Annotated in this window: 20 protein-coding genes; 5 read left to right on the top strand and 15 right to left on the bottom strand. The window is 72.0% G+C overall.

Annotated elements, in window-relative coordinates:
• Nucleotides 1-105 precede the first annotated feature (105 nt).
• The 8 genes from AC507J_RS27135 to AC507J_RS27100 all read right to left on the bottom strand — a co-directional run bounded on the left by AC507J_RS27135 (nucleotide 106) and on the right by AC507J_RS27100 (nucleotide 6954).
• Nucleotides 106-1299 (bottom strand): cellulose binding domain-containing protein, encoded by a 1194-nt coding sequence (locus AC507J_RS27135; RefSeq protein WP_496292418.1) that lies wholly within the window; start codon nucleotides 1297-1299, stop codon nucleotides 106-108.
• 120 nt (nucleotides 1300-1419) lie between these two features.
• Nucleotides 1420-1845, bottom strand: a complete 426-nt coding sequence (gene arfB / locus AC507J_RS27130; RefSeq protein ID WP_496292416.1) for an alternative ribosome rescue aminoacyl-tRNA hydrolase ArfB — start codon at nucleotides 1843-1845, stop codon at nucleotides 1420-1422.
• A 9-nt stretch (nucleotides 1846-1854) separates the two neighbouring features.
• Nucleotides 1855-2151 (bottom strand): hypothetical protein, encoded by a 297-nt coding sequence (locus AC507J_RS27125; protein ID WP_496292414.1) that lies wholly within the window; start codon nucleotides 2149-2151, stop codon nucleotides 1855-1857.
• 110 nt (nucleotides 2152-2261) lie between these two features.
• Entirely contained in the window at nucleotides 2262-3125 is an 864-nt protein-coding gene (locus AC507J_RS27120; RefSeq protein ID WP_496292412.1) for a S1C family serine protease, read from the bottom strand.
• Between the two features lie 59 nt (nucleotides 3126-3184).
• A complete protein-coding gene (locus AC507J_RS27115; RefSeq protein WP_496292410.1) occupies nucleotides 3185-4144 on the bottom strand; it encodes a VWA domain-containing protein in 960 nt (319 codons plus the stop codon).
• On the bottom strand, nucleotides 4141-5148 hold the full coding sequence (locus AC507J_RS27110) for a DUF58 domain-containing protein (protein ID WP_496292408.1): 1008 nt from the start codon (nucleotides 5146-5148) through the stop codon (nucleotides 4141-4143). Before AC507J_RS27110 ends, AC507J_RS27115 begins: the two co-directional genes overlap by 4 nt.
• Nucleotides 5148-6188, bottom strand: a complete 1041-nt coding sequence (locus tag AC507J_RS27105) for an AAA family ATPase (protein WP_496292406.1) — start codon at nucleotides 6186-6188, stop codon at nucleotides 5148-5150. Before AC507J_RS27105 ends, AC507J_RS27110 begins: the two co-directional genes overlap by 1 nt.
• Nucleotides 6189-6423: 235 nt before the next feature.
• Nucleotides 6424-6954: a hypothetical protein gene (locus AC507J_RS27100; RefSeq protein ID WP_496292404.1), complete on the bottom strand. Its 531-nt coding sequence runs from the start codon at nucleotides 6952-6954 to the stop codon at nucleotides 6424-6426.
• Between the two features lie 367 nt (nucleotides 6955-7321).
• Between AC507J_RS27100 and AC507J_RS27095 the strand changes: the two genes are divergently transcribed.
• The gene (locus tag AC507J_RS27095; protein WP_496292422.1) at nucleotides 7322-8308 is read left to right on the top strand and encodes an endonuclease/exonuclease/phosphatase family protein; all 987 of its coding nucleotides are present in this window, start codon (nucleotides 7322-7324) and stop codon (nucleotides 8306-8308) included.
• Nucleotides 8309-8313: 5 nt separating this feature from the next.
• Here AC507J_RS27095 and cimA read toward each other — a convergent pair whose 3' ends face one another.
• Nucleotides 8314-9897, bottom strand: coding sequence for a citramalate synthase (cimA, locus tag AC507J_RS27090; RefSeq protein ID WP_496292402.1), 1584 nt, complete (start codon nucleotides 9895-9897; stop codon nucleotides 8314-8316).
• Between the two features lie 302 nt (nucleotides 9898-10199).
• On the opposite strand from cimA, the gene AC507J_RS27085 reads away from it, so the two are divergent.
• Nucleotides 10200-10658, top strand: coding sequence for a PRC-barrel domain-containing protein (locus AC507J_RS27085; RefSeq protein WP_496292400.1), 459 nt, complete (start codon nucleotides 10200-10202; stop codon nucleotides 10656-10658).
• A gap of 179 nt (nucleotides 10659-10837) precedes the next feature.
• Entirely contained in the window at nucleotides 10838-11578 is a 741-nt protein-coding gene (locus AC507J_RS27080) for a tyrosine-protein phosphatase (protein WP_496292398.1), read from the top strand.
• A gap of 248 nt (nucleotides 11579-11826) precedes the next feature.
• On the opposite strand, the gene AC507J_RS27075 is transcribed toward AC507J_RS27080, so the two are convergent.
• Nucleotides 11827-12924, bottom strand: a complete 1098-nt coding sequence (locus AC507J_RS27075; RefSeq protein ID WP_496292396.1) for a branched-chain amino acid aminotransferase — start codon at nucleotides 12922-12924, stop codon at nucleotides 11827-11829.
• 160 nt (nucleotides 12925-13084) lie between these two features.
• Nucleotides 13085-14116 carry a 3-isopropylmalate dehydrogenase gene (locus AC507J_RS27070; protein WP_496292394.1) on the bottom strand — a complete coding sequence of 344 codons (1032 nt, stop codon included), beginning with the start codon at nucleotides 14114-14116 and terminating at the stop codon, nucleotides 13085-13087.
• Nucleotides 14117-14332: 216 nt separating this feature from the next.
• On the opposite strand from AC507J_RS27070, the gene AC507J_RS27065 reads away from it, so the two are divergent.
• Together AC507J_RS27065 and AC507J_RS27060 are read left to right on the top strand one after the other, a co-directional pair.
• Nucleotides 14333-15178: an FAD:protein FMN transferase gene (locus AC507J_RS27065; protein WP_496292392.1), complete on the top strand. Its 846-nt coding sequence runs from the start codon at nucleotides 14333-14335 to the stop codon at nucleotides 15176-15178.
• A 395-nt stretch (nucleotides 15179-15573) separates the two neighbouring features.
• Nucleotides 15574-15933 (top strand): hypothetical protein, encoded by a 360-nt coding sequence (locus AC507J_RS27060; protein WP_496292390.1) that lies wholly within the window; start codon nucleotides 15574-15576, stop codon nucleotides 15931-15933.
• Nucleotides 15934-16013: 80 nt separating this feature from the next.
• Here AC507J_RS27060 and serA read toward each other — a convergent pair whose 3' ends face one another.
• From serA to AC507J_RS27040, 4 genes are all read right to left on the bottom strand, one after another.
• Nucleotides 16014-17612: a phosphoglycerate dehydrogenase gene (serA, locus tag AC507J_RS27055; protein ID WP_496292389.1), complete on the bottom strand. Its 1599-nt coding sequence runs from the start codon at nucleotides 17610-17612 to the stop codon at nucleotides 16014-16016.
• A 366-nt stretch (nucleotides 17613-17978) separates the two neighbouring features.
• On the bottom strand, nucleotides 17979-18992 hold the full coding sequence (gene ilvC / locus AC507J_RS27050; RefSeq protein ID WP_496292387.1) for a ketol-acid reductoisomerase: 1014 nt from the start codon (nucleotides 18990-18992) through the stop codon (nucleotides 17979-17981).
• A gap of 83 nt (nucleotides 18993-19075) precedes the next feature.
• Nucleotides 19076-19591, bottom strand: a complete 516-nt coding sequence (gene ilvN / locus AC507J_RS27045) for an acetolactate synthase small subunit (protein ID WP_496292385.1) — start codon at nucleotides 19589-19591, stop codon at nucleotides 19076-19078.
• Nucleotides 19592-21460 (bottom strand): acetolactate synthase large subunit, encoded by a 1869-nt coding sequence (locus AC507J_RS27040; protein WP_496292383.1) that lies wholly within the window; start codon nucleotides 21458-21460, stop codon nucleotides 19592-19594.
• Between the last annotated feature and the right edge of the window lie 111 nt (nucleotides 21461-21571).

The following is a 21571-nucleotide window of genomic DNA, read 5'->3' as shown; positions in this document are numbered from 1 at the left end:
GGAACGCCCGGTCGCGGTCCGGAACGCCCGGTCGCGGTCCGGAACGCCCGGTCGCGGTCCGGAGGCCCGGACCGCGACCGGGCGGCCGCGAGGCCGACTACACCGTCAGGGCCGGGAACAGCGGATGGCGGGGGCGCTGTTGATGGCACCGGCACTGGCCAGGAAGCCGAAGGTGGTCTGCCCGCCGGGGGCCAGTACGCCATTCCAACCGGCATTACGGGCAGTGACCGTCGCACCCTCCTGGGTCACCTCGGCACTCCACGCCTGGGTGACCCGCTGGCCGTCGGCGAAGTCGAGCCGGACGACCCAACCGCCAGTCGCAGTCACGCCATCATTACGTACAGTGACTTCGGCTTGGAATCCGCCCTGCCACTGCCCGGCCAGGCGGTAGCTCGCCGCACAGCCGCCCGGCGTCGGCCCCGAGGTCGGCGTGACCGTCGGCGTGGGCCCGGGGGTGGCCGACGACGTGGGCGTCGGCGTGGGCGTCGGCGTGGGCGCGGGGACACCGGTCAGGGCAGCCACCAGCGCCGGATACCAACGGTCGGACATCTTCTGGTCGCCCGCAGCGTTGGGATGCACCCCGTCGTAGGTGTCGGCGGCGGTGCTGAACCCGGTCCACTGATCCACCACGACGATCGGCGACTGCGCGGTGGTCTTGCCCGCCGCCCAGCCGTCGATGGCGCTGTTGAGGGCGACCACCCGCTGACCACAATCGGGACAGCTGCCCGGCGCCATCGGGATGATCTTCGCGACCAGGATGCGCATCGCGGGGTTACTGGCCCGCATCTGGTCCACCAGCCTGCCGTAGGCGGCCAGGATCGTGGCGGGGGCGATGTTGCTCCACACGTCGTTGGTACCGAAGTGCATGAGCACGATGTCCGGCCGGGTCGCCGAGAGCCAGCCGGGCAGCAGGTTCTGGTTGGCCACGTTGGTGACCAGGTACCCGCCGTGTCCCTCGTTGTCCCCGTCGTACGGCTGGCCGCAGCCCTGCGGCCCGAGGGTGCCGACGAAGTCGACGTTCGTGTGCCCGGCCGACTGGAGACGGTTCCAGAGCAGGGCCCGCCAACAGCCCGGCGAGCCGGTGATCGAGTCACCGAGCGGCATGATCCGTACCGGGTCGGCCAGTGCTGCCGGCGCGGCGAGCACAGGCCGACCCACCGCAGCCGCGACGACGGAGTCGGCGGCGGAGGCGGCGGAGGAGGCGGCGGCGGACGGGATGGGTGCCGCCGACCAGGCGGCGACGAGAACAGCGGCCACGAGTGCGGACGTGGCAGCGTTGCGCAGAGACCTTCGGAGCATGGTGGAGGAACTCCTGTCACAGTCGAGGATGCGGCGTGACGGCCCGGACGCTCCCGTGGACATTCAACCAGCCATAGCGAAGATCATCAATATCAAGGAGGGCTGGGGGGAGCCTGGTCGCTACTCGCCGTCCACCCGCCGGTCGCGCTTGCGTTGGGACTGACGCTTCTTGTCGGCGAGCCGGCGCTCCTTGGCCCCCCGGGACGGGCGGGTCGGGCGACGCGGCGGCGGTGGCGGGGCGACCGCCTCACGCAGCAGCGCGGCCAGCCGCTCCCGGGCCGCCTCACGGTTGGCCAGCTGCGCCCGGTGCTCGCTCGCGGCGATGGTCAGCACCCCGTTGACCAGCCGGCCGGAGAGTCGGTCCAGCGCCCGGGACCGCAGCGACTCCGGCAGGCTCGCCGAGCCGGCCAGGTCGAAGCTCAACTCGACCCGGGAGTCGGCGGTGTTGACCCCCTGCCCGCCCGGCCCGGACGACCGGGAGAAGCGTTCCCGCAACTCGGCGGCAGGGACGACCCACCTGTCGGTCACCCGCAGCCCGTCGTCCACGCCCTGAGGTTAGCGTGCCGGCCGATCGTCCTCAGCGGTGCTCGGACTGGGCGCCGCAGGAGCGGGCCGGTCCTCGCCACCGGCGGCGGCGTAGGCGACTGCCCCGAGCAGCAGCAGGGCGATCACGCCGACCTTCGTGGTCACCACCTTGATCAGCAGCCAGGCGGCGCGACGGGCGCCGGGCACGGTCTTTTTCGCGGCCTGGTAGTCGGTCCAGCCCCGCCGAGCGCGGGCGTACGACGACCCGACGCCACTTCCGATGATGAGGCCCACCAGCAGGAGGACCGCAATGAGAGGACGCTCCACCCACGCCAGTATCCATACTCAGCGTAATATTTCCATGGGCCGATCATCCCTCGCCAAAAATCCGACACTTACCCCGATCTCCCCGTAATCGGACAGTGACTCTCCGTGCATCAGCCGCCCTTTCCGATGATCGTGTCGGCGGTCTGCTGCACCTGCTCGATCGGGATGGCGAACCCGATGCCGATCGAGCCGTTGCCGTCGATTGTGGCTATCGCGGTGTTCACCCCCACCACCTCGCCCCGCGCGTTGACCAGCGGCCCGCCGGAGTTGCCCGGGTTGATCGACGCGTCGGTCTGCACCGCCCGGTGCCGGTTGTCGCCGAGCCGCACCTGGCGGTCGAGCGCGCTGACGATGCCGGCGGTGACCGTCCCGGAGAGTCCCAGCGGCGACCCGACGGCCAGCACCGGCTCGCCGACCCGGGTGGCGCCCGGCTTGGCCAGCGGCAGCGGCGCCAGGCCCGCCGAGGGGGGCACCTTGAGCACGGCGAGATCGCTGCCCGGCTCGCGGCCGACCACCTCGGCATCGAACCGCCGGCCGTCCGGCAGCTCCACGGTCACCGGGCCGCCGCGCCCCTTGGCCAGGATGTGGTCGTTGGTGATGATGTGCTGCTCGGCGTCCACCGCGAAACCGGAACCGCTCGCCGACGCTCCACCGACCCCGCCGACCAGCACCGACACCACGCCGGGCACGGTCTTCTCGGCGGCGGTGACCAGCTCCGCCGGCACCGGTGCGGCCGAGGCGGCGGCCGGCCCCGGCACCCCGTCCCGGCTGGCCACCCAGCCACCGGCCACGGCCCCCGAACCGGTGGAGAGCGCCACCACCGCCAGTCCCGCCAACAGCCGGCGTCGCCAGCCCCATGCCGCCCGGTCATCCGCTCCGGCGGTACCGTCCGGCCGCCCCCGCCCGTCCGGGTCGAGGTCCGGCGAGACGAACCAGGGTCCCCGCGGCTCGCCCAGTCCGGTCTGCACTGCCATACGTACGCTCCTCCCGTGTGCGCTCGGCCGCCAGGCGGCGACGCGGCGCCGGTACCAGGTCAGGGCAGGCGGGAGAACCACCTGATCGAGCCGAACGCCGCCCCCATCGCAAACACCAGGCCGAGCCCGATGAATCGCGCCGAGACGTCCTGCCGTACCTTCCGCCAGCCCACCGAGCTGCCGATGTCGTCGTAGACCGCGCGCAGCTCGTCGCTGGTGCCGGCCTGGTGGAAACCGCCTCCGGTCTCCTCGGCGACGGCCTGCAACGTCTCCCCGTCGACCGGTACCTGGATCGGCCGCCCACCCCGGTCGACGAAGCCGCCCGGCGTACCGAAGGAGATGGTGTGCACCGGCACCTCGGCGGCGACCGCCTCGGCGGCGGCCTCCATCGGATCCATGCCCGAGGTGTTCGCCCCGTCGGAGAGCAGGATGATCCGGGCCGGCGGCGGCTCGGTGGCGGCCTTGTCGTCCAACGCCTTGACCGCGCCCAACGAGGTGCTGATCGCCTCGCCGATCGCGGTGCCCTGCACGCCGGTCACCCCCTCGGCGAGGCGTCCGATCCCGTCGTCCAGCGCCTCCCGGTCGGTGCCCGGCGGCACCAGTACCGCCGCGCTGCCGGCGAAGGCCACCAGCCCCACGTTGAACTCCCTGGGCAGCCCGTCGACGAACCGCCGGGCGGCGCTCTTGGCCGCGTTCAGCCGGTCCGGGTCGACGTCGGTGGCGAGCATCGAGGTGGAGACATCCACGGCCACCATCACGGTGGCCCGCTCCCGGGGGACCCGGACCTCGGCGGTGGGCCGGGCGAAGCCGACCACCAGCAGCGCCAGCATGGCCAGGAAGAGGCCGGCCGGTAGGTGTCGGCGCCAGGTCGGCCGCCGGGGCGCCACCCGGTCGAGCAGCCGTAGGTTCGTGAAGCGGACGGCGTAGCGGCTGCGACGCCGCTGCGCGCCGAAGTAGACCACGGCCAGCGCGGCCACGCCGAGCAGCAGCCAGAGCCGGTCGGGCGACTGCCAGTTCATCCGACACCTCCCGGCGGGCCGCCGGCCGGGGCCAGGGCCATTCGACGTTGGGCGTGCACGTGCCGCACGATGTCGGCCGCCCAGTCCCGGTCGGTACGCAACGCGAGATGGGTCGCGCCGGACCGGCGCAACGCGTGCCGGAGCTGCTCGCGCTGGGCGGCGGCGGCCGCCGCGTACCGTTCCCGGAGCCGGCGGTCGCCGGTCCAGACCTCGCGGTGCTCGCCGGTCTCCGGGTCGGCGAGGGTGATCAGCCCGACGTCCGGCAGTTCCAGCTCACGCGGGTCGGTGATCTCCACCGCGAGCACCTGGTGCCGCACGGCCAGCCGGCGCAGCGGCCGTTCCCAGGCGGCCGGCGTCACCGGGTCATCGGGCAGCCCGTCGAGGAAGTCCGAGACCACCACCACCAGGCCACGCCGGTGGGCGACCCGGCGCACCGCGGCCAGCGCATCGGCCAGTCCGGCCGGGCCGGGCGCCGACCCGAGGTCCCGCTCGCGGCCACCCACCCGGGGCGCGGCGAGCAAGCCGCGCAGCAGCCCGATCAGATGGGTACGCCCACCCCGGGGCGGCACCCGGTGCAGGCCGTACGGGGTGAGTACCTGCGCGCCGAGGCGGTTGCCCGGCCCGGCGGTGAGGAAGCCGATGGTGGCGACCGCCGCCACCGCCAGTTCCCGCTTGTCCAACTCGGCGGTGCCGTACTCCATGCTGGCGCTGGCGTCGACAAGCAGCCAGGTGGTCAACTCCCGGTCGGCATCCACCTCCCGCACGTGCGGCACGGTGGTGCGGGCCGTCACCGACCAGTCCATCCGGCGCACCTCGTCCTCGCCCGGCCGGTACTCCCGGCTGCCCGCCGATTCGCTGCCCGGTCCCGGCAGCAGGCCGCGGCGCTCGCCGTGCAGCAGTCCGTCGAGCCGCCGGGTGACGGTGAGTTCCAGCCGGCGCAGTCGCTGGTCCGGGGTGAGTTCGGTCAGCCCGGGCTCCGCCGCCGGTGCGGGACGGCGTCCCATCACGCGGTCGCCAGGTCGGTCGCGTACGCCGGCTGCCCGGCCGCCACCCGGGGTGGCGGCACCCGCTCGACCAGCCGGTGCACCACCGACTCGGCGGTCACCCCGTCGGCGACCGCGTCGAAGGAGAGCACCAGCCGGTGGGCGAGCACGTCGACGGCCAACTCCCGGACGTCGTCGGGCAGCACGTACTCCCGGCCGCGCAGCAGCGCCTGGGCCCGGGCGGCGGCGACCAGCCCGAGGGTGGCGCGCGGACTGGCACCGTAGGCGAGCAGCGGGGCGATCTCCGGCAGCCCGAACCGGCCCGGGTCGCGGGTGGCGAGGATCAGCCGGACCACGTACTCGGCGATGGCGTGGTGGACGAAGACCTGGGTGGCGCGGACCTGGAGGTCACGCAACCGGTCCGGTTCGAGCACCCGGTGCGCCTGCGGGCGGTCGGCGCTCATCCGGTAGAGGATGGCCAGCTCGTCGGCGCCGTCCGGGTAGTCGACGACGACCTTCATGAGGAAGCGGTCCCGCTGCGCCTCGGGCAGTTGGTAGACCCCCTCCGACTCGATCGGGTTCTGGGTGGCCAGCACGAGGAACGGCTTCGGCACCCGGTAGCTGCGCCCGCCGATGGAGACCTGACGCTCGGCCATGGCCTCCAACAGCGCCGACTGCACCTTCGCGGGCGCGCGGTTGATCTCGTCCGCGAGCACCAGGTTCGCCATGATCGGGCCGAGTTCGACGTCGAAGCTCTCCTTCGAGGCCCGGTAGATGCGGGTGCCGACGATGTCCGACGGTACGAGGTCGGGGGTGAACTGGATCCGGGAGAAGGTGCCGCCGACCACCGTCGCGAGGGTCTGTGCGGCCAGGGTCTTGGCCACCCCGGGCACGCCCTCCAGCAGGCAGTGGCCGTCGGCGATCAGGGCGGTCAGCAGGCGTTCGACGAGCCGGTCCTGCCCGACGATCACGCGTTTGACTTCGAAGAGGGTCTGGTCCAACTCGGCCGCGGTCGGGTCCGGGCCGGCCAGGCTGGCCATGGTGTCCGAGATGTCCGTCACGGTGCTTGCTTCCCGGGCATGTGGCCCGACAAACGTCGGACTTGCCGGCCCACCGGTGCCGTTACCGGCCGGGCCGGGCGGTCCGACCCCTCGGCGGGACAAGCCGGACAGCCGGTGCGGCATCGGCCGGCGGGGCACCGGACTCGTCGCCACGGGTCCGCCGCGCCGGGACGGTCTTCTGACCCCACAGCGGTACCGGCCGCCCGGTCGGGCGGCCGGTACCCGGTGGTGTTCGTCAGCTGAAGACGGCCAGGTGGAACGGGCGGTCGGCGGGCCTGCCGGACGAGTTGCGGGTCTCGATGTAGACCGCGTTCGGCGTGTCCAGGCGAGGTGCCACCGAGATCTCGCCAGCCGGCGGGATGCAGCACTGGAAGTTCGTGCCGATGGTGGCCACGTAGGCGCTGCGGGTCATGTCCCGGTTGAACAGCACCTGGTACTGCCCGGGGCCGTACTTGGTGGCCGAGACCGCGTCGAGCCCCCGGATGAGGTTGCCGCCGGACCCCACCACGGCGAAGGAGGTGGATCCGATGACCGCCTCGGTGCCGACGGACCCCTTCAGCGCCGCCCTGGCCGCCCGAGCCTCCTCGGGCGTCACCTGCGGCTGACCGCCGGCGGCGCCCGCCTGGGTGCCGCCAGCGACGGAATCGAGGGGCGCCTTGGGGGCGGTGGGCGGCTGGGCGGCAGCCGCGATGCCGCTGCCGGCCAGTGCCAGCGCCAGCGCACTCGCCGCCACCGCCACCGACCTGCGTGAGAAGAGCTTGGCCATGACAGGTTCTCCCTTGGTTGACCGGGTTGATCCAACCGACCCACTTTCAGCGAATCGGAAATCTGCAGCAAGAATGATCCGGAGCAATTCGACAGCTCCACTCCGGAGCATGGTCAACCGAGCGAATGACATTGGACAAGCAAGATCACAAGCCGGCCTGACCAGGCGCTACGTCCTCTGGGTTCTGACACCACAACCACCTGGAAAATAGCACCGGAAAAACGGTGCAGTCAACGCCCGATCACCACATGTCGCACTTCGAAAAACGGGCCGACTAATTGTGAAACGCGAACGCCACGCCATTCGCGAAAGAACTGCACGAGTTCGATAATATGACGGCGTGAGCATCCGTACCGGCATCACGCCGATCCGACCGACGCCGACGACCGGGCGACACCGTTACCGCAGCGCACTCTGCTGGGCCGCCGTGTCGCCCGCCGTCGCCTGGCTCGCCGTCCGCCTCCTCGGCATCGAACGCGGGCCACTTGTGCAGCTGCTCGCCTTCACGCCGTACGTCCTGCTCGGGTCCCTCGGGCCACTGGTGCTCGCCCTCGCGCTGCGCCGCCGGTGGCCGGCGGGCGTCGCGGCGCTCACCACCGTGGCGCTGCTCGCGGTGGTCGCGCCCCGGGCCCTGCCCACGCCGCAGCCGCCGGCCGACGGGCCGACGCTGCGGCTGCTCACCGCGAACCTGCTTGTCGGCACCGCCGACCCACGCACGCTTGTCGACCTGGTCCGCAGCGAACGGGTGGACGTGCTCGTGGTGCAGGAGTTCACCCCGGCGGCCGCGGCCGGGCTGGACCGGCTCGGCCTCGACCGGCTGCTGCCGTACCGGCAGCTCAACCCGATGGACGGCAGCCCCGGCTCCGGACTCTACGCCCGACACCCGATAAGCGACGGAGGCATCCGCCAGCTCCGCAGCGCCTGGGGCTTCACCCAGGCGTACGCGACGGTGACGGTGCCCGGCGCGCCCCCGGTGCGCGTCGAATCGGCTCACCCGGCCGCCCCGTACGCGCTGAACCAGACCGGCGCGTGGCGTACCGACCTGGCGGCGCAACCGGCGGCCACCCCGGACGGGGCGCTGAGCATCCTCGCCGGGGACTTCAACGCCACCCTCGACCACGCACCGCTGCGTGCCCTGCTCGACACCGGCTACACCGACGCCGCCGCCTCGGTCGGTGCGGGACTGGCCGGCACCTGGGGCCCCTACGACGGCGGCCTGATCCCGCCGGTGGTGATCGATCACGTGCTTGTCGACCGCCGGATCGCGGTACGCGACGTCGCGGTGCGTCCGCTACCCGGCAGCGACCACCGGATGGTCCTCGCCGAACTCAAGCTGCCGGCGGCGACCGATTGATGCGCCTACACCCGGGCCCGGTCCACGCCGTAGGTGAGCGCGTCGACCAGGGCGTGCCAGCTCGCCTCGACCACGTTGGGGTGCACCCCGACGGTGGTCCAACCGCCACCCCGGCCGTCGGCCGTCTCGACAAGCACCCGGGTCACCGCGCCGGTGCCGTGGCTGCCCTCCAGGATGCGCACCTTGTAGTCGGCCAGCTCGAAGTCGCGCAGCTCCGGGTAGTGCCGGCCCAGCCCGACCCGCAGCGCCTCGTCGAGCGCGTTTACCGGGCCGTTCCCCTCCGCCGTCGCGATCACCCGCTCGCCGCGTACCCGGATCTTCACCGTCGCCTCGGAGACCACCGCGCCGTCCTCGCGGTGCTCGACCAGCACCCGGTACGACTCCAGCGTGAAGGGCCGCGTCGGCGCGGCGTCCGGCAGTTCGGAGCGGACCAGCAGCTCGAAGGAGGCGTCCGCGGCCTCGAACGACCAGCCGCCGGCCTCCAACTCCTTGACCCGGTTGGTGACCCGGGACAGCGTCTCCGGATGGCCGGCCAGATCCAGCCCCAACTCACGACTCTTGAGTTCGATGCTGGCCCGGCCGGCCATCTCGGTGACCAGGATCCGCATGTCGTTGCCGACCACCTCGGGTTCGATGTGGTTGTAGAGCAGCGGATCCACCTTGATCGCACTCGCGTGCAGCCCCGCCTTGTGGGCGAAGGCGGCGGCCCCGGCGTACGCCTGGTGGGTGTCGGGGGCGATGTTGGCGATCTCGGCGACGGCGTGGGAGACCCGCACCATCTGCTCCAGGCAGCCCTCCGGTAGGACGGGCATCCCGAGCTTGAGCTGGAGGTTCGCCACGACGGCGAAGATGTCGGCGTTGCCGGGCCGCTCGCCGTACCCGTTGGCGGTGCCCTGCACGTGGCGGACCCCGGCCTCGACGGCGGCGATGGTGTTGGCCACCGCGCACGCGGTGTCGTTCTGGGCGTGCATGCCGAGCACTTCCGGCGCCACACCGATCCGGTCGGTGAGGTCGGCGATGGCGGCGGTCACCCAGGAGGGCAGCATCCCGCCGTTGGTGTCGCAGAGCACGAAGCGTTCGGCTCCCGCGGCGAGGGCGGTCTCCACCACCGAGGCGGTGTACGCCGGGTCGTGGCGGTAGCCGTCGAAGGTGTGCTCACCGTCGACGAAGACCCGACGTCCCTCGGCCACCAGGTGGGTCACCGTGTCGTGGATCATCGCCAGGTTCTCCTTGGCGGTGGTGCGCAGCGCCCGCTCGACGTGCCGCAGATCTGCCTTGGCGACCAGGGCGATGGCCGGGGTCTGCGCGTCGAGCAGGCCGCGTACCTGCGGATCGTCGGCGGCGACGGCACCGGCCCGGCGGGTGGCACCGAAGGCGACCAGCACCGCGTGCTTGAGGTCGAGTTCGGTACGCGCCCGGCGGAAGAACTCGGTGTCCTTCGGCACCGCGCCCGGCCACCCGCCCTCGATGAAGCCGACGCCGAACTCGTCAAGCAGCCGGGCCACCGCGAGCTTGTCGACCACCGAGTAGGTGAGCCCCTCGCGCTGGGCACCGTCGCGCAGGGTCGTGTCGTAGACCTGGAACGTCATGGGGATCCCTTCGTCAGGCACCGGCCAGCGCAACAAAAAGACCCCCCGCGGCTGCGGGAGGTCTGCGCGCTCGGCGGAGGGAAAGCCGGCGCGCTAGTTGCCAATAATGCGGGCGGTGCTGGTCACGATCTGCACTCTGCCACCCGGCGACGGGTTCTGGGAGGCGAAATCCACATTTCGGGACGACAGCGGAGCGTCACCGGACCGGGTGTGTAGGAGCCGCCGGTCGGGGTAGGAGTTTTCGGGACAAGGAAACACGTACCTCCGAGGCGACTCACCAAGTCGAGGCAGGAGAGATTCCCATGGACAGGCTCGATCAGAACACCACGCAGGCCACGCCGGACCCGGCCCTTCGCGGCGTCGACCAGGGGGTTGTCATGGGCGGCGCGCCCGCCGGCAACTTCGACCCCTGGGCCTACCGGGAGGAGGCCGGCGTCGCCGGCAGCACCCTGATCGGCTACAAGGTCGAGGCCACCGACGGCTCGATCGGCAAGATCGACAGCGACAGCAACGAGGTCAACGGCAGCTACCTGGTGGTCGACACCGGGCCGTGGATCTTCGGCAAGAAGGTCATGCTGCCGGCCGGCACCGTGAACCACGTGGACCACGAGGAGCAGAAGGTCTACGTCGACCGCAACAAGGACCAGATCAAGGCCGCGCCGGAGTACGACGAGACGGCTGCCGACCCCGCGTACCGGGACAAGCTCGGCGGCTACTACACCGACACGTACGCCGCGACCCCGCCCGGCAACCCACGGTGACCTGAAATCCCCGCCACCTCTACCGGCGACAGAACGCCGACGGTCTCCGGCGACAGAACGCCGACGGTCTCCGGCGACAGAACGCCGACGGTCTCCGGCGGGAAGCAGCTTTCGGTGCTTTCGGTGGCAGAGCGCGACGGCCGGTGGGGCACCGCCCCACCGGCCGCTACCGTGTCAGGGTGGACGCCACCGAGGTAACCCGCAGGATCCCGTTCGCCACGACCTTCAACTTCCGCGACGTCGGCGGCTACCGCAGCCGGGACGGTCGCACAGTCCGCACCGGCCGCCTCTACCGCTCCGACTCGCTGCACCGCATCGGTGACGCCGACCGGGACGTCTTCACCGCGCTCGGCGTACGGACCGTCATCGACCTGCGCCGGCCGAGCGAGGTCGAGCGGGACGGCCGGGTCCCCGACTTCGACGGGCTGAGCTACCGGCACATCCACCCCGAGCACGCGGACTGGAGCCAGCAGCCGTACCAGTCGGGCGGCGACCTCGCCCGCTACCTCGCCGACCGGTACGCCGACCTGGCCCGTACCGGCACCGCCGGGCTGGCCCAGGCGATCGGTCTGATCGCCGACAGCGCCAACGCACCGGTGGTGGTGCACTGCGTCGCGGGCAAGGACCGCACCGGCATCGTCTGCGGCCTGACCCTCTCGGCGCTCGGCGTCGACGACGCCGACATCGCGGCGGACTACGCGCTGACCAACGAGGCGTCGCAGCGCTTCAGCGCCTGGATCGCCGCCACCTTCCCCGACGCCCCCGAGGTGCCCGCGCCCTTCCTCGCCTCGCCGGCCGAGACGATGCTGCTCTTCCTCGCGGAGATCCGCGAGGGCCACGGTTCCGTCGAGGGCTACCTCAGGCACGCCGGGGTCACCGACGACCAACTCGCCGCGCTCCGCACCCACCTGCTCGACTAGCACCCCGCGCCCACCGGGCATGCGACGCCGGCCGACACAGCGCGTATGCGACGCCAGCCGACACAGCGCGTATGCGACGCCAGCCGACACAGCGGGTATGCGACGCCCGTCGACACGGCGCGTATGCGACGCCGGCCGACGCGGGTCGGAGATGGCGTGTTAAGAAGGGGCCCCTTCTCTACCTCAGACGTTAAGAAGGGGCCCTTCCTTACACCTTCCTTGCACGGTCCTTGCATCTTGCTTGCACGTCAGAAGACGCGGTGCACCCAGTTGTGCGGGTCGGCGGCCTTGCCGCGCTGGAGGTCGACAAGCTGCTGGCGCAGGGCCATGGTGACCGTGCCGGGCTCGCCGCCGGCCACGGCGAACTCCCCGTCGGGGAAGCGCACCCGGCCGATCGGGGTGATCACCGCGGCGGTGCCGCAGGCGAAGACCTCGCGCAGCCGGCCGCTTGCCGCGTCGGCCTGCCAGTCGGCGAAGCTCACCGGCCGTTCCTCGACCCGGTGCCCGGCCGCCTCGGCCAGCGCGATCACCGACTCCCGGGTGATGCCGGGCAGGATGGTGCCGGTGAGCGGCGGGGTGGCGATCGAGCCGTCGTCGTAGACGAAGAAGACGTTCATGCCGCCCAGTTCGTCGACGTAGGTGCGCTCTACCGCATCCAGGAAGACCACCTGCTCGCAGCCGTGCTCGGCGGCCTCGGCCTGGGCGGCAAGCGAGGCGGCGTAGTTGCCGCCGCACTTGGCCGCGCCGGTGCCGCCGGGGGCGGCCCGGGTGTAGTCGGGCGAGACCCAGACCGTGACCGGCTTGACCCCACCGGCGAAGTACGCGCCCACCGGCGAGGCGATCACCACGTAGAGGTATTCGTTGGCCGGGCGCACCCCGAGGAAGACCTCGCTGGCGAACATGAACGGCCGCAGGTAGAGGCTGCCCTCCTCGCCGTCGGGTATCCACTCCCGGTCGATCTCGATCAGCCGGTGCAGCGAGTCGACGAAGGTCGCCTCGGGCAGCGCCGGCATCGCCATCCGGGCGGCGGAGGTGTTGAAACGGGCCGCGTTGGCGTACGGGCGGAACATGGTCACCCCGCCGTCGGCGGCGCGGTACGCCTTCATCCCCTCGAAGATCTCCTGGGCGTAGTGCAGCACGGCACTGGCCGGATCCATCGGGATCGGGGCGCGCGCCTCGACGCGGGCGTCGTACCAGCCCTTGCCCTCGGCGTAGCGGACGGTGACCATGTGGTCGGTGAAGACCCGACCGAACCCGGGATTGGCCAGCAGGGCGGCCCGGTCGGTGGCGGATACCGGCGCGGGATTCGGACGGATCTCGAAGTCGAGCTTGTCACCACCGCTCATCGCGCTGACCTCCCTGGGGGACCACGGCATGCGTAGGCGCACACCGGAAACGTATGTGCCAGAAACTTACCCCGAACGGTCGTTCAGCGGGTAGGTCGACCGGTCGGTAGGAAGACGACAGCCGGCGGCCGGCGGTGACCGGCGGTGGCGGCGCGTCGGCTCAGCCGGCTACCTGCGCGGCGATCCGGTCGCCCACCTCGGCGGTACGCAGAGTTACCTCCGGACCGCGGGCGGCCAGCTCCGCGCTTACCGCTGCGGTGATCCGGGCGGCGGCCTCGGCGTGCCCGAGCTGGTCGAGCAGCAGCGCGCCGGAGAGTACGGCGGCGACCGGGTCGGCCACTCCGCGACCGGCGATGTCCGGCGCGGAGCCGTGCACCGGCTCGAACATCGACGGGTACGTCCCGTCGGGGTTGATGCTGCCGCTGGCGGCGAGCCCGATGCCGCCGGTGACTGCGGCGGCGATGTCGGTCAGGATGTCGCCGAAGAGGTTGTCGGTGACCACCACGTCGTAGCGCTGGGGCTGGGTGACCAGGAACATCGCGGCGGCGTCGACGTGCTGGTACTCGGTGGTCACGTCGGGGTGCTCGGCGGCCACCGCCTCGAAGGTGCGGGCCCAGAGCGAGCCGGCGTGGGTGAGCACGTTGGTCTTGTGCACCAGGGTCACCTTGCGCCGCTCACGCCGCCGGGCGCGGGCGAAGGCGTCGCGGACCACCCGCTCCACCCCGTGCCGGGTGTTCAGGCTCTCCTCGGTGGCGATCTCGGCGGGGGTGCCCCGGTGCAGCGCGCCGCCGGCCCCCGCGTAGAGGCCCTCGGTGCCCTCCCGGACCACCACCAGGTCGACCTCGCCGGACTTGACGGTGGCCAGCGGGCTGGACACGCCAGGCCAGAGCCGCGACGGCCGGAGGTTGACGTACTGGTCGAAGGCGAAGCGCAGCTTCAGCAGCAGCCCCCGCTCCAGCACACCGGGCGGGACGGTCGGGTCGCCGACTGCGCCGAGCAGAATGGCGTCGTGCCCGGCCAGCTCGGTCAGCACGGAGTCGGGCAGCACCTCGCCGGTGCGGTGGTAACGTGCCGCACCGAGGTCGTACTCGGTGGCCTCGACTCCGGGCAGCACCGCGTCGATGACCTTGCGGGCCTCCGCGACCACCTCGGGTCCGATCCCGTCCCCGGCCACCACCGCGATCCGTGCCACGTCGTCAGCTCCTTCGCTCGTGTGGCTCGACGGTACGCCGCCGTCCCGCGTCCCGGTACGAATGTTCCACTTTTCGGGAATTGGAACGCACAGCAGCTTCCCAGCACGCATTCATGCTGCGGTCATGTCCGCTGCCTAGCGTGACCCTGGACGGGCCGGCCGGCTCGGGGCGACCACCACGACGGCGTGGCGGCACGTCGAGGGAGGGACGAGGCGATGTGGATCGACGAGCAGCCACGAACCCGTTGGGTGGATCCGGCCACCTTCCGCTACCGCCGGCCCGACCTGCGGCTGGGCACCCGGGACCGCCGCCCGGACCGGTCCGGCCTGGTGGCCGGGGACCGGATCGCCGTCCGGCACACCATGCGCACCTCGACCGCGGAGTACACCCTGCTGCTCAACGCGCCGGAGTGGGTCGGTCGGCGGGGTGCCGGCGAGGCACTGCGTGACGCGGTGGCCGAACTGCGCGCGGTCGACCTCACCTACGGCCCGAACCGCCCGGACAGCCTGGTCTCCCGGCTACGCCGGGGCGAGATCGCCCCGGAGTCGTACCCGCCGCTGGCGGACCTGGTGGACCGGTGCGCCGCGATGCGGGCGGCCACCGACGGCTGGTTCGACGCCTGGGCCGTGCCCGGTGGGTTCGACCCCGGCGGCCTGCTCGGCGGCTGGGCGGTCGAGCGGGCGGCGGCCCGGTTGCGCGCCGCGGGCATCCACGACTACGCCGTGCTCACCGGCGCCGACCTGACGGTACGCGGCCACGCGGCGCACGGTGGCCCGTGGCGGATCGCGGTGCATCATCCGACCGATCGTCGGCGGGCGCCACTGGTGCTGGAGCTGTCCGGCGGCGCGATCGGCACCTCCGGGGTTACCGGCCGGCAGGGCCACGTGGTGGACCCGCACACCGGCGAGCCCGCCGATCAACTCGTCGCCGCCACCGTGATCGGCCCCGACCTGGCGGTCGCCGACGCCTACGCCACCGCCCTCTATGCCGCCGGACCGGCGGGACTGGACTGGTTCGGCCCCGGATCCGACTACCGGGCGCTGCTCGCCGCCCGCCGCTGAGGCCCTCGCCCGGGCACCAACGCGCCGACATCGGCCCTCACCGAGAGGGCGACGGCAGCGACGTCCACTGTGTCGCGGACGACGATCGGCTGTGGTCGGGCACCGCGATCGGCCCCCACGGTCACGGCAACGACCGTGGGGACCGGTCGGCGACGAGTGCGCGTGGCTCGCGCAATCGAGGGGTGCGTGCCGGTCGGCCGGTGCGTCGACCTCGCCACCCGAAGACGGGTCGGCGCCACGGGCGCGGCCAGCAACCGCCTCCGTACGCTATCGAATCGACGCGTTTCACGGCAAGGGTTCCACACGGGACATCCCGGCACCGTTCCACCACCCTGGACCGCCCTCAGGCAGGGGCGTTTTCGACAAGGCAAAGCGTGGATGGCACGCTGTCCGCCGTGAGTTTCGATCTGAGCGTGTGGGCCCTGCCGGGCAGGGCGACGCCCGAGGACGTGCGAGCGGCGGTGCAGCGGTGCCGACAGGGCCAGCACATCGAGCGCCAACCGGACCCGCGACTGGTGGCCTTCTATCGGGCGATCACCGCCAGTTATCCCGAGCGCGCGGCCGGTCCGGGCAGCCCCTGGGCGGTCACGCCCCTGCACACGGCGGCCGACCACATCGAACTGAACCTGGATCCGGCCTGCACCGACCAGGTGCTGCTCGACATCGAACGGCTGGCCGGTGAGTGTCGGCTGATGCTCTTCGACGCCCAGGACGGCTCGGTCTATCCGCCGCCGGCAGCCCGGCTGCCCGGCTGAACCGCGCAGCCACCCCCAGAGCCCCGGAAGACGACGAGGGGCCCGACCTTCGGTCGGGCCCCTACCGGTCGTGCCTGGAACTACTCGTCGCGCAGGTCGGCCGCGCTGGCGGCGGTCGCGCCGATGGAGTCGGCGGCCGAGGTGAGCAGGTCGGCACCGAGCGCCTGGTCGACGGTGAGGGTCATCAGCGTCTCGCCACCGGCCTCGCGGCGGGCCACCTGCATCGCCGCGATGTTGATGCCGGCCTCGCCGAGCAGGGTGCCCACGGTGCCGACCACACCGGGGCGGTCGGCGTAGCGCAGGAAGAGCAGGATGCCCTCCGCGCCGATCTCGACGTCGAAGCCGTCCACCTCGGTCAGCTTGAGCACGTCCCGGCTGCCGGCGTGGGTCACCGTGCCGGAGACGCTCACCGTACGGCCGTCGGGCAGCGCACCGCGTACGGTGACCAGGACCGGGTGCTCCACGGTCTCGGTCTGCGTGGTCAGCGTCACCTCGACCCCGCGCTGGGCGGCCAGATGCGGCGCGTTGACGTAGGTCACCTGCTCCTCGACCACCGAGCTGAACAGCCCCTTGGTCGCGGCGAGCTTGAGCACCGAGACGTCGTGATCGACGATCTCGCCGCGCACCTCGATGGTGACGCTGGCGGCGACGCCGCCGGCCAGCGCGGTGAAGGCGCGGCCGAGCTTCTCGGCCAGCGGCAGCAGCGGGCGGACGTCCTCGGCGACCACGCCGCCGGCCTGCACGTTCACCGCGTCCGGCACGAACTCGCCCTGCAACGCCAGCTTCACGCTCTTCGCCACGGCCAGGCCCGCCTTGTCCTGCGCCTCGGCGGTGGAGGCGCCCAGGTGCGGGGTGGCCACCACGTTGTCGAAGGCGAACAGCGGCGAGGAGGTGCAGGGCTCCTTGGCGTACACGTCCACCCCGGCGCCGCCGACCCGGCCCTCGGCCAGCGCGTCGGCCAGGGCCTGCTCGTCGACGAGACCACCGCGCGCGGCGTTGACGATCCGTACGCCCGGCTTGACGACCGACAGCTCCTTCTCGCCGATCAGGCCCACGGTCTCCGGGGTCTTCGGCAGGTGGATGGAGATGAAGTCGCTCTCCCGCAGCAGCTCCTCCAGACCGACCAGGCGCACCCCGAGCTGCGCGGCCCGGGCCGGCTGGATGTACGGGTCGTACGCGATCAGCCGGGTGCCGAAGGCGGCGATGCGCTGCGCGAACAGCACGCCGATGCGGCCGAGGCCGACCACGCCGACGGTCTTGCCCTGGATCTCGACGCCTGTGTACTTCGAGCGCTTCCACTCCCCCGCCTTGAGCGCGGCGCTGGCGCTCGCGGTGTTGCGGGCGACCGCGAGCAGCAGGGCGACCGCCTGCTCGGCTGCGGAGACGATGTTGGAGGTGGGGGCGTTGACGACCATGACACCCCGGGCGGTGGCGGCCGGCACCTCGACGTTGTCCAGACCCACACCAGCCCGGGCCACTACCTTGAGCCGCGGGGCGGCGGCGATCGCCTCGGCGTCGATCTGGGTGGCGCTGCGGACGATGACGGCGTCGGCTTCGGAGAGCGCGGAGAGCAGGGCCGGGCGGTCGGTGCCGTCGACGTGCCGGACGTCGAAGTCGTGGGCGAGCACCTCGATGGCGGCGGGGGCGAGTTCTTCGGCGATCAGTACGACAGGAGTCATTGGTCCTCGTAGACGCTGGTATGCGAGCGGTCTGGAGCGCCGGAACGCCGCGCTGCGGCCGGCGCTGGTCCGTGCCATGTGCCGTCAGGTGCCGGCTGGCCAGCACCTACCAGGGATCGTAGGCGGCGGCCCGGGCAAGGTGTCCCAGACCGTGGGGTGAGTGCCCTCACACGGGCCCGTCGCACGCCTGTCATCCCCCGTTCATCAATGCGTCCCGTGGCGAGGGCCACTCCCGCAGCGCCGGCCCACCGGTGGCCGTCGGCCCGCCGAGCACGACGGCGATGGATCACGCCGGGACATGACGGCGGCCCGTGACCCGCCGCCGGGGAGAGCGTCGGGTCACGGGCCGCCGGCCCGAAAAGCAGATCAGGCGGTCTCGGTGATCGGGCGGTCCACCCAGCTCATCATGCCGCGCAGCTTCGCGCCGGTCTCCTCGATCGGGTGCGCCGCGCCCTCGGCCTGCCACTTGCGGAAGTTGGGGCGGCCCGCCTCGTCCTCGGCCACCCACTCGCGGGCGAACTCGCCGTTCTGGACCTCGGTGAGGATCTTGCGCATCTCCTCCTTGACCCGGCTGTCGATGACCCGCGGGCCCCGGGACAGGTCGCCGTACTCGGCGGTGTCGGAGACGCTGTAGCGCATCCGGGCGATGCCGCCCTCGTACATCAGGTCGACGATGAGCTTCAGCTCGTGCAGGCACTCGAAGTAGGCCACCTCGGGGGCGTAGCCGGCCTCGGTGAGCACCTCGAAGCCGGTCTGCACCAGGGCCGCCGCGCCACCGCAGAGCACCGCCTGCTCGCCGAAGAGATCCGTCTCGGTCTCCTCCTTGAACGTGGTCCTGATGACACCCGCGCGGGTACCACCGATGCCCTTGGCGTACGACAGGGCCAACGCCAGGGCGTTGCCGCTGCCGTCCTGCTCGACGGCGACCAGGCAGGGCACGCCCTTGCCGTCGACGTACTGCCGGCGGACCAGGTGACCGGGGCCCTTCGGGGCGACCATCGCCACGTCCACGTCGGCCGGCGGCTTGATCAGCCCGTACCGGATGTTGAACCCGTGGCCGAAGAAGATCGCCTTGCCCGCGCTGAGGTTCGGTGCGATCGACTCGGCGTAGATGTGGCGCTGCGCGGTGTCCGGCGCGAGGATCATGATCACGTCGGCCTCGGCCGCCGCCTCGGCCGGGGTGAGCACCCGCAGGCCCTGCTCCTCGGCCTTCGGCCGGCTCTTCGAGCCCTCCGGCAGACCGATCACCACGTCGACACCCGAGTCGCGCAGCGACAGCGCGTGGGCGTGGCCCTGGCTGCCGTACCCGATCACGGCGACCTTCTTGGCCTGGATCAGGCTCAGGTCGGCGTCGTCGTCGTAGTACACCTCAACGCTCATGACTTCCCTTTCGTACGGCCGCCGGTGCGGCCCGTCGTGGTCGTGGTTCCGCCCGGCCCGCAGGCCGACCGGCGCGGTCTGGGTCAGGCGGCCCGCAGGGCCGGGCCGGCGGTGATCGCGCGCGAGCCGCGCCCGATCGCCACCAGTCCCGACTGGACCATTTCCTTGATGCCGAAGGGCTCAAGGTCGCGCAGCAGCGCGTCGAGCTTGTCGGCGGTGCCGGTGGCCTCGATGGTGAGGGTGTCCGGGGCCACGTCGACCACCCGGGCGCGGAACAGGTTGACCGTCTCCAGCACCTGGCTCCGGGCGTTGCGGTCGGCACGCACCTTTACCAGCAGCAACTCCCGGGCCACCGAGGTCGACGCGTCCAGCTCGACGATCTTGAGTACGTTGACCAGCTTGTTGAGCTGCTTGGTGACCTGCTCCAGCGGGGAGGACTCGGCGTTGACCACGATCGTGATCCGCGAGACGTCCGGGTTCTCCGTCTCACCCACCGCGAGACTGTCGATGTTGAAGCCGCGCCGGGAGAACAGCCCGGAGACCCGGGCCAGCACGCCCGGCTTGTTCTCCACCAACACGGAGAGGGTGTGCACAGTCATTTAAATGTCATCCTCGTCGAAGACCGGGCGGACGCCGCGGGCGAACATGATCTCGTCGTTGCTGGTGCCGGCGGCGACCATGGGCCAGACCATCGCGTCCTTGCCGACCACGAAGTCGATGACCACGGGCGCGTCGTTGATCGACATCGCCGCCTCGATCGTCTTGTCCACGTCCTCGGCGGTCTCGCAGCGCAGCCCGACGCAGCCGAGTGCCTCGGCGAGCTTGACGAAGTCCGGGATCCGGTGCTTGTGGGTGCCGAGGTCGGTGTTTGAGTAGCGCTCGCCGTAGAAGAGCGTCTGCCACTGGCGGACCATGCCGAGGTTGCCGTTGTTGATCACGGCGATCTTGACCGGGATGCCCTCCAGGGCGCAGGTGGCCAGCTCCTGGTTGGTCATCTGGAAGCAGCCGTCGCCGTCGATCGCCCAGACCACCGTGTCGGGCTTGCCGACCTTGGCGCCCATCGCCGCCGGCACCGCGTAGCCCATGGTGCCGAGGCCACCGGAGTTGAGCCAGGTCTGCGGCTTCTCGTACGAGATGAACTGGGAGGCCCACATCTGGTGCTGGCCGACGCCGGCCACGTAGATCGCGTCCGGCCCGGCGATCTCACCCAGCCGCTTGATCACGTACTGCGGGGAGAGGGTGCCGTCGGAGGGCTCCTCGTAGCCAAGCGGGTACCGCTCGCGCAGGTCGTCCAGCTGCGTCCACCAGTCGGCGAGATCGGGCGTACGCCCGGCCGCCCGCTCGGCGGTGACCGCCGCGAGCAGTTCGTCGATCACATGCCGGGCGTCGCCGACGATCGGCACGTCCGCGTGCCGGTTCTTGCCGATCTCGGCCGGGTCGATGTCGGCGTGCACCACGGTGGCGTCCGGGGCGAAGGAGTCCAGCTTGCCGGTGACCCGGTCGTCGAACCGGGCACCGAGCGCCACGATCAGGTCGGCCTTCTGGAGGCCGTAGACCGCCGCGACGGTGCCGTGCATGCCCGGCATGCCCAGGTGCTGCCGGTGCGAGTCGGGGAACGCGCCGAGCGCCATCAGCGTGGTGACCACCGGGATCCCGGTCAGCTCGGCCAACCGCCGCAGGCCCTCGGTGGCACCGGCCTTGAGCACGCCGCCGCCGACGTAGAGCACCGGACGCCGGGCGCCGCTCATCAGCCGCGCCGCCTCCCGGATCTGCTTGCCGTGCGGGTGCAGCGTGGGCCGGTAACCGGGCAGGTCCAGGGTGGGCGGCCAGGCGAAGGCGGTGGACGCCTGGAGCACGTCCTTGGGGATGTCCACCAGCACCGGGCCGGGCCGACCGGTCGAGGCCAGGTGGAACGCCTCGGCCAGCACGCGCGGGATCTCGCTGGCCTCCTGCACCAGGAAGTTGTGCTTGGTGATCGGCAGCGTGATGCCCTGGATGTCCGCCTCCTGGAAGGCGTCGGTGCCGATCGCCGGACGGGCCACCTGACCGGTGATCGCCACCAGCGGCACCGAGTCCATGTACGCGTCGGCGATCGGGGTGACCAGGTTCGTCGCACCCGGCCCCGAGGTGGCGATGCACACCCCGACCCTGCCGGTGGCCTGCGCGTACCCGGTGGCGGCGTGGCCGGCGCCCTGCTCGTGCCGGACCAGGATGTGCCGGACGGTCGAGTCGTAGAGCGGGTCGTACGCCGGCAGGATCGCGCCACCCGGGATGCCGAAGACGACGTCGACGCCGAGCGCCTCCAGCGAGCGCACCAGCGAACCGGCACCCGAGACCTGGGCCGGGGCCGGAGCGGGGCGTACCGGCGTGGCGGTGGGGCGGACGGTTTCGGTGTCGCCCGGGGCCTCGACGGCGGTACGGGCTCGCCGAGCGGAGTGGGCGAGGGTCTCTGGCGTGGGTCTCGTCATGACGTTGGCCTTCGGCTGGAGTTGGTCGGGCTGCTCAGACTGTGGAACGCGGGCGAAGCCGGCGTTCGATGGGTTCGACGGCAAGAAAAAGGCCCACGTGCCAGATGCACG

Source organism: Micromonospora sp. PRAS1 (assembly GCF_059553435.1).
This window is presented reverse-complemented; position numbering and strand designations above follow the sequence as displayed.

What these genes read in the sequence shown, in the direction of transcription:
- AC507J_RS27135 (WP_496292418.1), bottom strand. Translation starts at nt 1,299, where the DNA reads ATGCTCCGAAGGTCTCTGCGCAACGCTGCCACGTCCGCACTCGTGGCC.
- AC507J_RS27120 (WP_496292412.1), bottom strand. Translation starts at nt 3,125, where the DNA reads ATGGCAGTGCAGACCGGACTGGGCGAGCCGCGGGGACCCTGGTTCGTC.
- AC507J_RS27115 (WP_496292410.1), bottom strand. Translation starts at nt 4,144, where the DNA reads ATGAACTGGCAGTCGCCCGACCGGCTCTGGCTGCTGCTCGGCGTGGCC.
- AC507J_RS27110 (WP_496292408.1), bottom strand. Translation starts at nt 5,148, where the DNA reads ATGGGACGCCGTCCCGCACCGGCGGCGGAGCCCGGGCTGACCGAACTC.
- AC507J_RS27100 (WP_496292404.1), bottom strand. Translation starts at nt 6,954, where the DNA reads ATGGCCAAGCTCTTCTCACGCAGGTCGGTGGCGGTGGCGGCGAGTGCG.
- cimA (WP_496292402.1), bottom strand. Translation starts at nt 9,897, where the DNA reads ATGACGTTCCAGGTCTACGACACGACCCTGCGCGACGGTGCCCAGCGC.
- AC507J_RS27085 (WP_496292400.1), top strand. Translation starts at nt 10,200, where the DNA reads ATGGACAGGCTCGATCAGAACACCACGCAGGCCACGCCGGACCCGGCC.
- AC507J_RS27075 (WP_496292396.1), bottom strand. Translation starts at nt 12,924, where the DNA reads ATGAGCGGTGGTGACAAGCTCGACTTCGAGATCCGTCCGAATCCCGCG.
- AC507J_RS27065 (WP_496292392.1), top strand. Translation starts at nt 14,333, where the DNA reads ATGTGGATCGACGAGCAGCCACGAACCCGTTGGGTGGATCCGGCCACC.
- serA (WP_496292389.1), bottom strand. Translation starts at nt 17,612, where the DNA reads ATGACTCCTGTCGTACTGATCGCCGAAGAACTCGCCCCCGCCGCCATC.
- ilvC (WP_496292387.1), bottom strand. Translation starts at nt 18,992, where the DNA reads ATGAGCGTTGAGGTGTACTACGACGACGACGCCGACCTGAGCCTGATC.
- ilvN (WP_496292385.1), bottom strand. Translation starts at nt 19,591, where the DNA reads ATGACTGTGCACACCCTCTCCGTGTTGGTGGAGAACAAGCCGGGCGTG.
- AC507J_RS27040 (WP_496292383.1), bottom strand. Translation starts at nt 21,460, where the DNA reads ATGACGAGACCCACGCCAGAGACCCTCGCCCACTCCGCTCGGCGAGCC.